Source organism: Sorangium aterium (assembly GCF_028368935.1).
Taxonomy (GTDB): Bacteria; Myxococcota_A; Polyangia; order Polyangiales; family Polyangiaceae; genus Sorangium; species Sorangium atrum.
This window is the reverse complement of record NZ_JAQNDK010000003.1, coordinates 1,180,507-1,195,493: the sequence shown is the minus strand read 5'-3', so window position 1 is coordinate 1,195,493 and position 14,987 is coordinate 1,180,507. Positions and strand designations below refer to the sequence as shown.

The 14,987-nt window shown below is 70.1% G+C and carries 12 protein-coding genes; 8 read left to right on the top strand and 4 right to left on the bottom strand.

Annotated features, from left to right (window positions below; genetic code table 11):
• The first annotated feature begins 156 nt into the window (after positions 1-156).
• The gene (gene mgtE / locus POL72_RS28735) at positions 157-1,590 is read left to right on the top strand and encodes a magnesium transporter (RefSeq protein ID WP_272099096.1); all 1,434 of its coding nucleotides are present in this window, start codon (positions 157-159) and stop codon (positions 1,588-1,590) included.
• Between the two features lie 39 nt (positions 1,591-1,629).
• Positions 1,630-1,920 carry an Rdx family protein gene (locus POL72_RS28730; protein WP_272099094.1) on the top strand — a complete coding sequence of 97 codons (291 nt, stop codon included), beginning with the start codon at positions 1,630-1,632 and terminating at the stop codon, positions 1,918-1,920.
• A gap of 177 nt (positions 1,921-2,097) precedes the next feature.
• Here the strand turns inward: POL72_RS28730 and POL72_RS28725 are convergent, their stop codons facing one another.
• Positions 2,098-3,090: a serine O-acetyltransferase gene (locus tag POL72_RS28725; protein WP_272099093.1), complete on the bottom strand. Its 993-nt coding sequence runs from the start codon at positions 3,088-3,090 to the stop codon at positions 2,098-2,100.
• Positions 3,091-3,097: 7 nt separating this feature from the next.
• Complete coding sequence (cysK, locus tag POL72_RS28720; protein ID WP_272099091.1) at positions 3,098-4,090, bottom strand: cysteine synthase A; 993 nt, start codon at positions 4,088-4,090, stop codon at positions 3,098-3,100.
• A gap of 783 nt (positions 4,091-4,873) precedes the next feature.
• Between cysK and POL72_RS28715 the strand changes: the two genes are divergently transcribed.
• The 6 genes from POL72_RS28715 (at position 4,874) to POL72_RS28690 (ending at position 12,087) form a co-directional block, all read left to right on the top strand.
• Positions 4,874-6,112 (top strand): hypothetical protein, encoded by a 1,239-nt coding sequence (locus POL72_RS28715; RefSeq protein ID WP_272099089.1) that lies wholly within the window; start codon positions 4,874-4,876, stop codon positions 6,110-6,112.
• 201 nt (positions 6,113-6,313) lie between these two features.
• Positions 6,314-7,237, top strand: a complete 924-nt coding sequence (locus POL72_RS28710; protein ID WP_272099087.1) for a hypothetical protein — start codon at positions 6,314-6,316, stop codon at positions 7,235-7,237.
• A gap of 514 nt (positions 7,238-7,751) precedes the next feature.
• Positions 7,752-9,899 (top strand): DNA ligase D, encoded by a 2,148-nt coding sequence (gene ligD, locus POL72_RS28705; RefSeq protein ID WP_272099085.1) that lies wholly within the window; start codon positions 7,752-7,754, stop codon positions 9,897-9,899.
• Between the two features lie 183 nt (positions 9,900-10,082).
• On the top strand, positions 10,083-10,715 hold the full coding sequence (locus tag POL72_RS28700; RefSeq protein WP_272099083.1) for a hypothetical protein: 633 nt from the start codon (positions 10,083-10,085) through the stop codon (positions 10,713-10,715).
• 152 nt (positions 10,716-10,867) lie between these two features.
• Positions 10,868-11,467, top strand: a complete 600-nt coding sequence (locus POL72_RS28695) for an RES family NAD+ phosphorylase (protein WP_272099081.1) — start codon at positions 10,868-10,870, stop codon at positions 11,465-11,467.
• Between the two features lie 194 nt (positions 11,468-11,661).
• Positions 11,662-12,087 (top strand): hypothetical protein, encoded by a 426-nt coding sequence (locus POL72_RS28690; RefSeq protein WP_272099079.1) that lies wholly within the window; start codon positions 11,662-11,664, stop codon positions 12,085-12,087.
• 52 nt (positions 12,088-12,139) lie between these two features.
• On the opposite strand, the gene POL72_RS28685 is transcribed toward POL72_RS28690, so the two are convergent.
• Complete coding sequence (locus POL72_RS28685; protein WP_272099077.1) at positions 12,140-12,748, bottom strand: DUF4360 domain-containing protein; 609 nt, start codon at positions 12,746-12,748, stop codon at positions 12,140-12,142.
• A gap of 266 nt (positions 12,749-13,014) precedes the next feature.
• Positions 13,015-14,850 carry a M14 family zinc carboxypeptidase gene (locus POL72_RS28680; RefSeq protein WP_272099075.1) on the bottom strand — a complete coding sequence of 612 codons (1,836 nt, stop codon included), beginning with the start codon at positions 14,848-14,850 and terminating at the stop codon, positions 13,015-13,017.
• Positions 14,851-14,987: the final 137 nt, after the last annotated feature.

The following is a 14,987-nucleotide window of genomic DNA, read 5'->3' as shown; positions in this document are numbered from 1 at the left end:
AGCCCAACCACGCACAAATCGAACGCGCGCTTCATCGGGCCGACAGAACCATGAGCCATGGGGTCTGGTCAATACGGCGAGCGCGACCGCACGCGGCATACGCCCGGCCGCGCGGACCCGGGCTATGCTCGGCGCGCCCCCGCGCCCGGAGCCTCCATGAGCACGTTCAGGTCCCAGGAGAGACTGCAAGAGAGCCTGAACCTGCTGACTACCCTGCTCGAAAAGCAACGCGTCATCGAGGCGCTGACGCACAAGCAGGAGAGCAAGAACAAAGAGCTCGTCGAGGCGCTGGTCCATCGGCAAAATCTCGCCCTGCTGCAGAGGAAGCTCAGGGATCTGCACCCGGCAGACCTCGCCCACATCATCGAGGTGCTCCCGCAGGCGGACCGCCTTGTGGTGTGGGCTGAGCTCGAGCCCTACCACGCCGCACAGGTCCTGCTCGAGTCCTCGCGGTCGGTCCGCGACTGGCTCGTCGCGGAGACGGAGCGCCCTCGCCTCGTCGCGCTGCTCGGCCAGCTCGATCCGGACGATCTCGCGTACATCAGCGACTCGGTCGATCCGGAGATCGTGGCGGAGGTGTACCAGTCGCTCGACGCGCGCGAGCAGTCGCTCTTCCAGTCGACGATCGCGTACCCGGACGGCTCGGTGGGCCACCTGATGAGCCCGGAGTTCGTCTCGGTGCGCGACGGCCGCGACCTCGGCGGCGCGCTGGAGGACGTGCGCCGGCGGGGCGAGCTGCCGCCGCACACCGAGGCGCTGTTCGTCGTCGACGCGCGCAACGTGCTCCGCGGCGCGCTCTCGCTCAAGGACCTGCTGCTCCGCGAGCCGAGCGCGCAGGTGAGCGCGGTCATGTCCACGGACGTGGTGAGCTTCACGCCCCAGGAGCGCGCGAGCGACGCGGCCAGGGCGTTCGAGCGTTACGACCTCATCGCCGCGCCAGTGGTGGACGAGCGCGGCAAGCTCGTCGGCCGGCTGACGGTGGATGTGGTGATGGACTTCCTGCGGCGGCAAGCCCAGAGCGAGGCGCTCTTGCGCGCGGGCCTCGCGGGAGAGGAGGACTATTTCGCGCCCGCGTGGACGAGCGCGAAGAACCGCTGGCTCTGGCTCTTCGTCAACCTGCTCACGGCATTCCTGGCCTCGCGGGTCATCGGCCTCTTCGAGAGCACCATTCAGGATCTCGTGGCGCTGGCGGCGCTGATGCCCATCGTGGCGAGCGTCGGCGGCAACACGGGCAATCAGACGGTGGCGCTCGTGATCCGCGGCCTCGCGCTCGACCGGCTCACGCGGGCGAACACGGGGCACCTCCTGAAGAAAGAGCTCTTCGTCGGCCTGATGAACGGCGCGGTCTGGGGCACGGTCGTGGGGCTCGCCGCCGCCGCCCTCTACGGAAGCGTCCCGCTCGGCCTGGTGATGGCGGCGGCCATCCTGCTGAACCTCGTGGTGGCGGCGATGGTCGGGTGCGCGGTGCCGCTCGTGCTCCAGCGCCTGGGCCGCGATCCGGCGCAGGGGTCGAGCGTCCTGCTCACGTTCACCACGGACTGCATGGGCTTCTTCATCTTCCTTGGGCTCGCCAGGGCGTTCCTCGTCTGAGCCTGCCCGCGCGCCGCGCGCTCGCGCTACGATCCTGCGATGGACACCGCCCCCGCCCCGCAACGGCCGCTCGTCGCGATCCGGTATTGCCCCAAGTGCCGCTGGCTCACGCGCGCGGCCTGGCTCGCTCAGGAGCTGCTGATCACCTTCCCTGACGAGATCGACGTGCTCCTGTCGCCGGGCGCGAGCGGCACCTTCGATGTCACGCTCGACGGCGCGCCGCTCTTCTCGCGCGCCGTCGAAGGGCGCTTCCCCGAGCCCAAGGAGCTCAAGCAGGCGATCCGCGACCGCGTCGCCCCCGAGCGCCCTCTCGGCCACTCCGATCGATGAGAGGCGCCCGGCCTCTACAGCGGTTTCCGTCCACCACTGCACCATGCAGAGCAGAGCGGCGGTCTCCCGCACAGGAGACGGGCCCAGATCGGCGTTTTCGGCGCGCAAGCGCACTCCAGTGCGCTGAGCACCGAAAACGTCGAGGTGGGCCCGTATCCGAAGCGGGTGACCGTCGCTCTAGATGTCGAAGTCGAGGATGCTGTCGAGCTCGGAGCCGCCGACGGCGGGCGTGCCATGGGGCGGCGACGCGACGCGCAGCCTCGGGGCCTCGATCGCGACGCGCTGGCCGCCGGCGACGCTCTTCGTGAGGAACACCGAGCCGCCGACCACGCTCCCCTGCCCCAGCACCGTCTTGCCGCCGAGGACCGTGGCGTTCGCGTAGATGGTGACGTTGTCCTCGACCGTGGGGTGGCGCTTCAGGCCGCGCGCGCCCCGCGAGTGCTGGGGCAAGGAGAGGGCGCCGAGCGTCACGCCCTGGTAGAGCTTGACGTGCTCACCGATGTCGGTCGTCTCGCCGATCACGACGCCGGTGGCATGATCGATGAAGAAGCTGTCACCGATGTTGGCGCCTGGATGGATGTCGGCGCCCGTCCTCGTGTGCGCCCACTCGCTCATGATCCGGGGCATGAGCGGCACGCCGAGCAGGTACAGCTCGTGCGCGACCCGGTGCACCGTCACGGCGAGGAGGCCTGGATAGGCCAGGATGATCTCGTCCATCGAGGCCGCCGCCGGATCGCCGTCGTAGGCCGCCTGCACGTCGACCAGGAGGCGCCGCCGGACCTCCGGCAGCCGGGCGATGAACATCCGCGCCACGTCGCGCCCCCGCTGCCGGCACCTCGGGACGTCGAGGCGGCCCGCGTCGACGGTCTCGTCCTGAAAGCACAGACAGCGCTCGATCTGCCGCTCCAGCTTGTCCCGCACCGTCGAGACCAGGGTGCCCACGTGGTAGAGCAGGTCCTCGTCCGACAGGTCCTGCCGCCCGTGATAGCCCGGGTAGAAGATCTGGAGCAGGAGATCGATGATCTCGGTGATCTCCTGGCGGGACGGGGTGAAGCGCTTGTTGATGTGATGCCCGCGCGCATCCTCCCGGTAGCTCGCGATCAGCGCGTCGACGATGCCGTGCAGGTCGGCCGGCGCCTCGGAGGGGGCAGCATCACATTTCTTGCTCACGTCGACCTCACGAGGCCTTCATGGCCTCGACCTCGGAGAACATGCCTTCGAAGAGCGGCCCCGAGAGGTACCGCTCTCCGGCGTCCGGGAGGATGACCACGATGGTCTTTCCTTCCCACTTGGGATCCTTCGCGAGCCGGCCCGCCGCGACCATGGCCGCGCCGCAGGAGACGCCGCAGAGGATGCCCTCCTCGGACGCGAGGCGCCGGGACATGGCGATGGACTCGTCGTTCGAGACCGTCTCGACCTGGTCCACGAAGGAGAGGTCGAGGTTCTTGGGGACGAAGCCGGCGCCGATGCCCTGGATCTTGTGCGGGGACGGGGTGAGCGGCTGGCCGGCGAGCGTCTGCGTGATGACCGGCGAGTGGACCGGCTCGACGGCGACGGAGTGGAGGGCGCGGCCGCGGCCGCGCTCGAAGTAGCGGCTGACGCCGGTGATCGTGCCGCCGGTGCCCACGCCCGAGACGAGGACGTCGACGTTGCCGCCGGTGTCGTCCCAGATCTCGGGGCCGGTGGTGGTCTCGTGGATCGCGGGGTTCGCCGGGTTCTCGAACTGCCGCATCAGCACGTACCGGCCGGGGTCGGAGGCGGCCAGCTCCTCGGCCTTGGCGATGGCGCCGTTCATCCCCTTGGGGCCCGGCGTCAGCAGCAGCTTGGCCCCGAGGGCGACCAGCACCTTGCGCCGCTCCATGCTCATCGTCTCGGGCATGCTGAGCACGCACTCGATCCCCCTCGAGGCGGCGGCGAAGGCCAGCGCGATGCCGGTGTTGCCGCTGGTCGCCTCGACGATCGCCTTGCCTGGGCCGAGCACGCCCCGCTGCTCGGCGTCCCAGACCATGGCCGCGCCGATGCGGCACTTGACCGAGTACGCCGGGTTGCGCCCCTCGATCTTGGCCAGCACCGTCGCGCGCGGGCCGTCGATCACGCGGCGGATGCGCACGAGCGGCGTGCGGCCGATGCTCTGGGTATTGTCGTCGTAGACGCGGGGGAAGCTGGTCATGGGGGCCCGTGCGGGTGAGTGGGGAGGGAAAGAGGAGATCCAGAGGCGCCCCGTGTTGTCAAGGACCACGTGCGCCGCGCCTCGGTCGCGCCGTATTTCCAGAGCGCAGCGCAGCGTCCGTCCGTCGCTGACGTCGGGCGGCACCTGTCGCGCCAGCTCGCCCGGCGGGCGCGCGCCACGCTCAGCGCGCGCTCTCGTTGAACCGTTGGACGTGCAACGGTCGACGTGCAGGGACCGGCGAGACACCCCGGCGCATGGAGGTCAGTCCGGCCATGAGCGATCGTGCGGTGGATGGCGCGAAGTCGATTACGCGCTCCGCGCGAAGCGCGGGAGCCATCCAGATCATCCTCGGAGGGCGGACTGGCCTGCTTCGGCACGGCCTCGACCCCACCGCGCCGGCGCTCGGGTGTCCCGAGTTCCCATGAGGCACAGGCGATGACGCAGCGCGACCAAGGTGGCGGTGATGGCGGCCAATTCATGAGAGATTTTGCCGGAGTGCGTCATTCTTGATCTGCTGGCGCTTGATAATTCACGTCGTACCACGCCGTGCCACGTTGGAGCACGGACGGCTCACAGGTGCTCACGAGCGTTCAAGAATCGCCGAACGATGGGGCTGCGTGCGTGAGCAAGGTGCTTCCCTGGGTAACCCCTGGATAACCGATGAACCACCACCGTGGGACTACGTCGGACCAGGTCCACTTCCTTGACGCATGCGCATGCGAACCTATTATGTAGAATTTTAGCTCTTGCCATGAGTGGCATAGGCCTCGCATCATCGCTGACATGTTCCCCGCTGAGCCCCCTTGCGCGGAGGTCCAACTGCCGCATGACGATGACGAGCCTACTTTAATTTTCCGTCGTCCGCCGGCGTCGATTGGGGGCATGGCGATGCCGTTCGAATCGCCGGCTCCGGTCATGGCATCTCCGACGCGGCGTTCCACGTCGCGCCTGATCGCCTTGAGCGCGGGTGCCGGTCTGGGCTTCGCGGCGGTGGTGGGCGCGCTCGTCTCGATGCAGCTCGGCGCGGCGGGCTTCGATCTCCGCGCGGGCTCGGCGCTCCAGCCTGCAGCGGCCGCCGCGGCCGTCCTGCGATCGACGGGGGTGGCGGCGCGGGTCGAGGCGAAAGCCGAAGCGGCCGCGCCGGTCCAGGCGACGCCAGCGACGGCGGCGCCGGCCCTCGCTGCCGCCGATCGCGCCGACGCGACGCTCGATCGAACGGCGGTGATCCCCATCCCCGACGGGATCATCACCATCCCCGCGTCTTTCGCCTCGGCGGATGGGGCGTACGATCTGGTGATCCACTTCCACGGGGTCAACGACGTTGTGCAGGCGGGGTTCGATCGCGCCCGGGTCAACGCGGTTGTGATGATCATCAATCTGGGTATCAGCTCCGGGGCGTACGAGACCCAGTTCTCGATCCGCTCCTATCTGCCGGCGTTGATGGCGAAGGCGCAGGTGGCGCTCGAGGCGCGCGGGCTGCGCGGCGCCCGGCTCCGGCGCGTCGCGCTCTCGGCGTTCAGCGCCGGGTACGCCGCGGTTCGCGGGCTCCTGAACCAGCCGGGGTTCATCGACAAGGTGGACGCCGTGCTTCTCCTGGATGGCATTCACACCGGCTACATGCCGCTCGACCACAGCCTGGACATGGAGCGCCTCAAGCCGTTCAGCCGCTTCGCCGAGCTGGCGGCCGAGGGCAAGAAGCTGATGTCGATCACCCATTCGGAGATCACCCCGAACGGCGATTACGCCGGCACCCACGAGAGCACGGACGCTCTCCTCAAGCTCACGGGCGCGCAGCGCACCCCGGGCCCGGGCGCGGACGAGCAGGCGATCTACGACCTGACCGGGGAGGCGAGCGAGGCGAAGCTCCGGTTCGCCCCCCTGTCCGAGGCGCACAGGGGCGCGCTCCACGTCCGCGGCTATCCGGGCACCCAGAAGCCAGATCACGTGAGGCACCTCACCCGCATGGCGGAGACCGCCCTGCCTGATCTGGTGCGTTACTGGAGCGAGCCGCCCGCGCAGTGAGGAGTGGCGTATCGGGGGCGCGCGAGCTGTCGGTACGGAGACGCATATTACGGAGACCGGGGCGTCTTCATTTGAGAATTCGTCACGGGGCGGCCATGGGCATATAGATTACGAGTGCTGGTGAGAAAGGCGGCGACCGGATCTGTTTGATCTGCGATTGGCCCTGGCTCCAGCGATCGTCCTCTGCTACCGCGCTGCGCGATGGGTCAACCGGACCTGTTCGCCAAACGAACGTTCGCCGAAGAGACGGAGCGCCTCACTGGAGGCGCCATCACCTGGCAGGACCCTCCGGAGATCCGGCTCGAGAAGGTGCAGTGCGATGGCCTGCTCCTGATCCACCGCCCGGCTCTGCTGGTGGAGCTGACAGCGCCTTGGCCGGAGGCGCGTGGCCACGAGGAGGTGATGGTCGAGCTGAAGCTCGCCGGGGATCACGTGGACCGGAAGGCGATAGAGCGGGCCCTCTTGCGGCGGCAGGCGAGGCAGTTGCAGCGGGTCGAGCAGGAGGAGGAGGCGCCGCCCTGGGTGGGCCACGAGCCGCTCTGGCTGGTCGCTCCGCACGTGCCGGAGTGGCTGCAACGGGTGTACGCGCCCACGCGGTTCGCGCCCGGCTGCTACCGCGTGGAGCCGCTCGGGCACTGGGTGCTGTGGGTCGCAGCGAACGAACTCCCCCTCCGTGACGAGCTGATAGCTTTCCTGGTCGCCCGTTCCGGGCGAGCCCTCGACGAGTTCGGCCGGTGGGTAGCCGGACGTCGGCCCATCGAGTGGGTGCTGGCCATGCTAGAGTACCTGGCGATGTCAGCGACGACCCGAGAGGAGCTCCTGTGGAGGTTCGGCAAGGCCGAGGACCCGGAGGTGGAGGCCCGGCGGCAGCGCATCCTCGAGGTGCTTCTCGAAGCGAGCCCGCAGGTCCAGGAGCGGCTCATCGAGAAGGGCATCGAGAGGGGCGTCGGCAAGGGACGTCTGGCCGAGGCCCGGGCCGCCCTGCGACGTGTGCTCGCTCGCCGGCAGCTCGCGCTGAGCCCGTTGGACGACGCTCGCATCGAGGCGTGCGTCGAGCTGGCGACCCTGGAGCGGTGGCATGACCAGGCCATCACCGCGACGAGCCTCTCCGAGGCACTGCAGTAGCTCGGTCAGGCACCGGGCGTACCCCTGTCGCTCGCCCCTTACGGCAGCGCTTGACCCGTCCACGCTGTCCGGAACGACCATCCAACGATCACAGCGGCGATAACGCGTAGCACCATCGTCGCCGCGCGCGTTCTATCGCCGATTTCCTCGAGTCCGTCCTTCCTTGATCTAAAGCCACTGCTGCGGTCCTGCGCACCTGTTCATTTCAGACGCCGTGGCAGGCGTGGAAACTCGGATGTTGCGCGGGAGCCTGTGCACCCGGGATCCGAGGAGCTTCCGCTGCGCAGAGCTGCGGTTGGCGCGCCAGGGGTGAGGATGCGTGCGTGGCAGATCGCCGCAGGCTGGGGCGCGCGTGCCGAGCTCAGCCGGCTGCGCCACGGCCTGGGAGCGGGAAATCACCGGCAGACGAAGATGCCATTGCGGTATCGGAATTGCTTTTTCCATCAAAAGAGACGGTGGCATCATGATAGCCGGACAAAGGAAAGCGCAGGGCACCGCGCGGCGGACTCAAGCGGTGCGAACAGCAACCCTCACCGCCCGCCGCAAACGCGGCGGAGCGGCGGCCGACGTGGACAGCCGGCGCACGTCCGCGGCGACGGGAGAGGCGGACACGACCGCGGCGATCCCGCGCCCGGCGCTGACCTACGCGGATGCGCTCGAGGGCGCCCGGAAAGGGCCGTTCCCGGGAGAGATCGAGCCGCAGCTCGCGACGCTCGTCACCGAGCCACCCCCCGGCGAGGGGTGGCTCTACGAGGTCAAGCTCGATGGCTATCGCATGCTCGCGAAGCTCAGCGTGGGTCGCGTGACGCTCCTGACCCGCCGCGGCCAGGACTGGACCGAGCGGTTCGCGGGCGTGCGCGACGACGTCGCCCAGCTGCCTGCGCGGGAGGCCGTGCTGGACGGCGAGATGGTCGTTGTGAGGCCGGACGGCGTGACCGACTTCCAGGCCCTCCAGAACGCGCTCAGCGACGGGAATGGCAGCCGCGAAGGGCGCCTGATGTACTTCGCCTTCGACCTGCTCTACCTCGACGGCCGCGATCTCCGCGGGTGTACACAGCTCACCCGCAAGCGGGCGCTCAAGGCGCTGCTCGCAGAAGCGCCCGAGGAAGGGACGCTCCGCTACACAGAGCACGTCGCGGAGGACGGCTCGGCCGTCGTCCGGCACGCGTGCGAGCTCGGGATCGAGGGCGTCATCGCGAAGCGCCCGGAGGCTCCCTACCGGAGCGGGCGCGGCGACAGCTGGCTCAAGGTGAAGTGCGGCCGGCGCCAGGAGTTCGTGATCGTCGGCTTCACCGAGCCGTCCGGCGCCCGGAAAGGGCTGGGGGCGATCCTCGTCGGCGTGAACAGATCAGGCAAGCTCTCCTACGCCGGCAAGGTCGGTACGGGCTTCACGAGCAAGACCCTGACGACCCTGCGCAGCCGCCTCGAGTCGATCGTACGCTCCACGCCGGCGTGTTCAGGGGCGCCGCGCATGCGGGGCGCGCGCTGGGTCGAGCCCAGGCTCGTCGCGGAGGTCCGCTTTTCCGCGTGGACGCGCGACGGACGGCTGCGACACCCCTCCTTCGAAGGGCTCCGCGAGGACCGCACCCCGGAGTCGGTCACCGTCGAGCGCGAACAGCCGCCGCCGCGATCACCGCCCGGCGAGGCGGCGGGCGCGACGCCCAACCGAGCCGCGGACGCGGCGCCAACCAGAGCGGCCGGCGCGGCGCCGAGGAGGACCGCGAGCACGACGGGGGGCAAGGCCGCGCGCGGGGGCCGGAGCAGCGGCGCAGAGCGGGTCGATGTCGCCGGGGTGCCGCTGACGAACCCCGACAAGGTGCTCTATCCCGCGCAGGGGATCACGAAGCTCGCTCTGGCCCGGTATTACGAACAGATCGCCGAGCACATGCTGCCCCACGCCGAGAAGCGCCTGCTCACGCTGGTCCGCTGCCCCGCGGGCCAGGGCAAGCCATGCTTCTTTCAAAGGCACGAGGCCGAGGGGCTGTCCGAGGCGATCCAGCGGATGGCGGTCGAGGAGGACGACGGCGAGCGCACCTATCTCTATATCGAGACCACCGAAGGGCTCGTGTCGCTGGTCCAGATGGGGGCGCTCGAGGTGCACCTCTGGGGGAGCCGCGTGGAGCGGATCGAGCAGCCCGACAGGATGGTGTTCGACCTCGATCCAGCGCCGGATCTCCCGTGGGAGCGCGTGGCGGACGCCGCGAGGACGGCGCGGCGCCTCCTCGAGTCGCTGGACCTGCAGAGCTTCGTCAAGACGACCGGCGGCAAAGGCCTCCACGTCGTGGTCCCGATAGCGCCACGCAGGGGCTGGGACGAGGTGAAGGCGTTCACGAAGGCCGTGGCCGACGCGCTCGTGCGCCTCGATCCGGCGCGGTACACCGCGACGATGTCGAAGGCGAAGCGCACCGGCAAGGTCTTCGTCGACTACCTGCGGAACGGGCGCGGCGCCACCGCGGTGGCGCCCTATTCGACGCGGGCGCGCCCCGGCGCGGCCGTCGCGACCCCGCTCGCGTGGGACGAGCTCGACGCGCCGCTCGATCCCGCCTCGTTCACCATCGAGACCGTGCCGCAGCGCCTCGCCACGATCCGCGACCCATGGGCGGAGCTCACGAGCGTGCGCCAGTCGATCACCAGCGCGATGCTGAAACAGATCGGGCTCTGACCCTCTTCCCGACGCCCCCGACAAACTCAGGAGCCGGTGAGCTCACCGAAGAAGAACGACACCAGCGATACCGGGAATGGTTTTCACTGACGTTCCGTTCAGCATGGTCGTAATCACGCAGAAAGGCGGCGTGCGCTTGGTTGACGGCGTTGCGCGCGCGCTGCATCGTCCCCTGGGTCGACCATGGCTAAGGATCGGGACTCCAGCGCGCTGGCGGAAATTGCAGAGCGACTCCACCAGTACGACGGTGAACCGCTGCGGGTCGCGTTCCTGGCGCGCGGCATCGACGCGCTCACCCAGGTCGCGGAGCGGCTCGATCAGAGCGAGCTTGGCGAGGTGGTCGCGTCGCCCAGCAACGCGGATGCCCTGGTGACGGCGCTCAGGCAGCCCAGCGCCGTCGGCCTCTTTTCCGCTGCGGATCCGCTCATGCCGGCCCGCCTCCGCGGCCTGCAGGCGAGGGACACGCTCCTCGCGGCCGAAGGGGGCACGCTCACCGCCGAGGAGGTCGGCGAAGGGCTGCACCTCTCGCCGCAGGCGATCGAAGCGCAGCGCACCGCCGGAAGGCTGCTGGCCGTCAGCATCGGCGGTCGCGGGCACCTCTACCCCGCATGGCAGTTCGCGGACGAGGGCCTGCTGCCGGGAATGGAGGAGATCCTGGCCCTCCTCGAAGAGCACCCCCCGCTGGCGAAGATCCGTTTCTTCCTCTCCGGCAACCTCCGCCTCGACGGCGAGCGGCCGCTCGACTGGCTCCGCCGCGGCGAGCTGGACCCCGTGCGGCTCGCCGCGCGCACCTTCGGTGAGCAAGGCGCGGCCTGAGAACGCGCCGCGATGACGAGGGCGTCGCGCTCGCCAGGGATCCGGGCGAATGCCCTCCGCGCAAAGAACGCCGGACACGCGGGCCCGGAGCACGTGCGGGACGTCGCGCGCGTCGACCGCCCTGTCGCTCGTCCGTGCGGAACAGAGTCGCCATGAAGACAACGCTCGAGGCCCATCCGGACCCGCCCCTCGACCTCGCGGCGTCGCCGCTCCCCATCGCGATCTTCCGGAGGAGCTGGTTCCGGATCCACTGGCTCACGCGTGATCCGATGCACTTCGGTCGCTCGGGTGACAACCGCTTCGACGCGCCGGAAGGCGAGTTCGGCGTGCTGTACGCCGGCAAGGACGCGCGCTGCGCCTTCATCGAGGTGTTCGGCCACGCGACCGGCGTGCGCTTCGTGGAGCAGAGCGAGCTCGCCGCGCGGGGGCTCGCGCGCATCGCGCCGCGGCGGCCGCTGCGGCTCGTGAACCTCACGGGAGCGGGGCTCGCGCGCCTCGGGGCCGACGCCCGCCTCACGTCGGGGGAGTCCTATCGGGCCGCCAACCGCTGGGCGCGCGCCATCCATGACCACCCGAGGCGACCCGACGGCATCGCGTACGCCGCGCGCCACGATCCGACCCGCATCTGCGCCGCCCTCTTCGAGCGCGTCAGCGCGGAGCTCGAGGTGACCCAGCTCGGCTCCCTCGTGGATCCGGCGAACGCCGCGCTCCTCGCCAGGCTCCTTGATACCTACAAGTTCGGGCTCGTCTGAGCCTCGACGAGCGGACGGCGCGGCGGCGCGGCGGCTTACGACGCTCCGCCGAGCGCGATGGTGGAGCAGGGCGCGCGTGCGGGCTCCGCGCGCGCGCGCCGGCACAACCGGTGCTTCTCCTGGAAGCAGGCGCGCCGCCGCGGCGCCGCGATGGGCGGAGATCGCGGGACGCACGGACGAGAGGCGGGGGTCCGATGAAAATCAAGAATCTGCGGCTGGAAACAGGCTATCTCGTGGAGCCCATCCCGCTCCAGAAGGGGATTGCGGTTCATCAGATCCAGATCACCACGGTGGGCGGACAGGGCTCGCCTCGGGTCTGTATCTCGCTCGATCCCAACCGCTGCACGGTGGACAGCTTCGGCGAGGCCAAGGCGTGCACGCGGGTGGCGCCGGTCCAGATCGAGGCGGACGTGGAGCTCCTCGAGGAGTGCGACGGCAAACAGCTGCTCGCCCTCAAGTTCGAGGGGGGCAACGGGCCAGCGGTCCGGCTCGCGCTCCTGCCCCTGTGCGGCACAGGCAAGGAGGCCATCGTCGCGCGGCTCCTGATCTTCGGGGACACCGGGGAGATCATGGCCATCGTGCCGATGCAAGGGTCGTCGGCCGGCTGCCTGACGGCGTGAGCGAGCCCGGCGCGGCACCGCCGCGCCAGGCTCGCCGGGCGCCCTGCCGACCTCAGGGGCCGGGACAGGGCCGGAACATGAGGCCGTACTCGATGCGGACCTGGACGTCGGTCGTGTCGTTGGTCAACACCCCGGAGCTCGCCGGCGCAAGCCGGTTCGTGACATAGAGGCTCGTCTTGATGTTGAGCGGCCGCACGGTGCCGCACTCGGACCAGACCGAGGTCGTGAAGGTGTCCGTGCGCGAGAAGTTGTTCGTGAACGGCCCGATCATGCTCCACGTGAGCGGCCCCGAGGTGAGCGGCGACCCCGAGAAGTAATACGATGTCTCGTGGAGCCCCTGGACGCCTGCCTCCAGGTCGGCGAACCCCCGGTACGTGGCGTCGAAGACCGCGACTTGCCACCCCGGATCGAACCGCAGATCCACGGCCAGCTGGCAGAACGCGCGGTTCGCGGCGCGGCCGATGCCCGGGCCTGTGTGCGCCTCGAACTGGTCGAAGATGACCGTCAACGCCTTCTGATCAGGCGAGATCACCCCCGCAGCGGAGCCGACAGGGCAGCCGCTGCCAGCATAGGTGAAGTTCGCGATCCGCGTATTCTGCGCCAGCGCAGGAAAAGCGAAGAAAAACGCCGAACAAAAGCCGAACGCCCATCGCAGGAACATCGTCCCCCCCTTTCGCCGTCAGGCGACATCACATCGCCGTGCGTCGTCGCCGGCGCGCGCGCGTCACCGCTGTCGCACGCCGGCCGACATGTCGTGACGAGCATGCGATCGCGGCGCGCTCCGCGCAACCCGAGCGGGGCACTCTCGCCCGGCGCGGCGCCGCAGAATGGCCGGAATCCATCGAATGATGTGAGGCCTGTCGGTCTCACGGACATTCGACCAGAGCCGGAGTGCAGGCGAAGCAGACGAAACGAAGGAGAGGCCTGTCACGGCGGCGCGGCGACGCGGAACACCGGGACGAGATTCACGCGCTCATCCCAGGACGGATGGCGCTTGTAGAAGAAATCGAGACGAGCCTTCGCGTCCTTCGCAAACGCAGGATCGCGCAGGCGCGCATTGAACTCGACGCGCAGCGCCGGATCCGCGGCGAGCATGCGGCGGGCCTCCTCCTCGGCGACGTAGGCTTCCATGTACTCCTTGCGCTCGAAGGAGGCGTTGAAGAAGCCCCAGGCGACGAGGGAGTCGGGCGCGAGCGGCTCGAGGAGGTGCAGGACGAGGGGCGCCCGCGGCTGCGCGATGGGAACGAACAGCGAGCCGGCCGGAAGATCCTGCCGCTCCGGCCGGAAGGCGCCCTGGAGCTTCACGCGCGTCCGACCCTCGAAGGGCTGCTCGAACGTCACCGCGTCGGCCCGGAACGCCTCGACGGCGAAGCCGGGGCGAGCCTCGGGGAGGATCTGGTAACGCACGCCGTGCAGGCGCAGCTTGTCGGCCACCCAGGCCGCGTACGCCGCCGGGATGACGTAGCCGGCTTCGGGCGCGGTGACCGTCAGGTCCGGCTGGATGCGGTCGAACAGCGGCACGCGCCAGATCTCCGGGCGAGACTCGTCGTAACGGGTCCACGTGCCGCCCGAGATCTCCGAGACTCGCTTCTCGTAAGCGAAGCCGCGGAACGGGAAGATGCGCGAGACCGGCCCCGCGCGGTACGTGAGGGCGAACGGGACGCCGGCGAGGCGCGCGCTCGCGGCGTCGGCGCGCTCGGCCGCGGCCTTCAGCGCGCCCGCGCCGGAGGAGACGCGCTCGAAGAGCGCCGCGAGGACGTCGTGGACCGCGCGCACGCGCTCGGCGTGGGTGGCCCAGCTGTGCGTCTCGACGAGCACGCCGATGCGGTTGCGGGCAGCGCTGTAGGACTGCGAGAAGCGCGGCGGCCCCGGCTCGGTGGAGATCCCCGACGAGGGATCGTCGTCCTCGCGGAAGGCCGGGTAGAACGGGAGCGGCAGGTGGCCGAGCGCCGAGAGGCGCGCCTGGAGCTCCCCCGAGAGGGCGCGCGCCACGGCGTCGAGCCCGCCGGGGTGAGGCACCGAGGGCTCCACGACCACCGCGATGTCGTGCTGGAACTTCGCGCCGTCGGTCGTGTGCAGGTCGACCTGGACCACCGGATCCCAGGCGTCGAGGAGCGCCAGCATCGCCCGCATCTCGGGCGCCTCGGCCTTCATGGTATCGCGGTTCAGGTTGAGGTTCTGCGCGGTGGCACGGAAGCCCATCTCCTCGGGGCCGCGCTGGTTGGGCCGCTGGTTTCGACGGAACCGCTCGTGGCCGTCGACGTTGAACACCGGCACGAACACCGCCGTGGCCGCCGCGAGGGCGCCGGGCGCCATCGCGCCGTCGAGCAGCTCGCGGAGCGCCCAGAAGCCGCCGTCCTTGCCGTCGATCTCGCCGGCGTGGATGCCGCCCTGGAACAGGATCACCGGGCGCCGCTTCGCCCGCGCCGCCGCGGGGTCGAGCGTGCCGTCGTCGGAGGCGGCGATGGCGAGCATGGGCCTGCCCTCGGGCGTCGTACCGAAACGGACGCAGCGGGCGCGGCCCGGATAGGCCTCCTCGAAGGCGCGGCATAGCCGCTCGACCTCGGCATAACGACCCGTGCGCCGGAAGCCGGTCCGCTCGGCCTCGGTGACGAGCGAGGGCGGCGCGGGGCGCGCAGAAGGCGCTGGCCCGCCGCCGGCCGACGCGCCGCGCGCCGTGGCCTGGCGGGGCGCGAGCAGCGCGGCCAGCGCGATCCCGAGGGCGGCGGTGTGATGAAGGAGCGCGGCGCGGGGGTGAAACATCGCGGGAGTCGAGCAAATTCCGTGGAGAGCGGCAAGGCACGATCGTTCCGGCCGGCACCGGGCAAAGCGCGATGCCGGCCGAGCTCAGGAGTGCTCTCTCAGCGGGACGCGAATGGGCCGTGTTGCAGCGGGCGCGC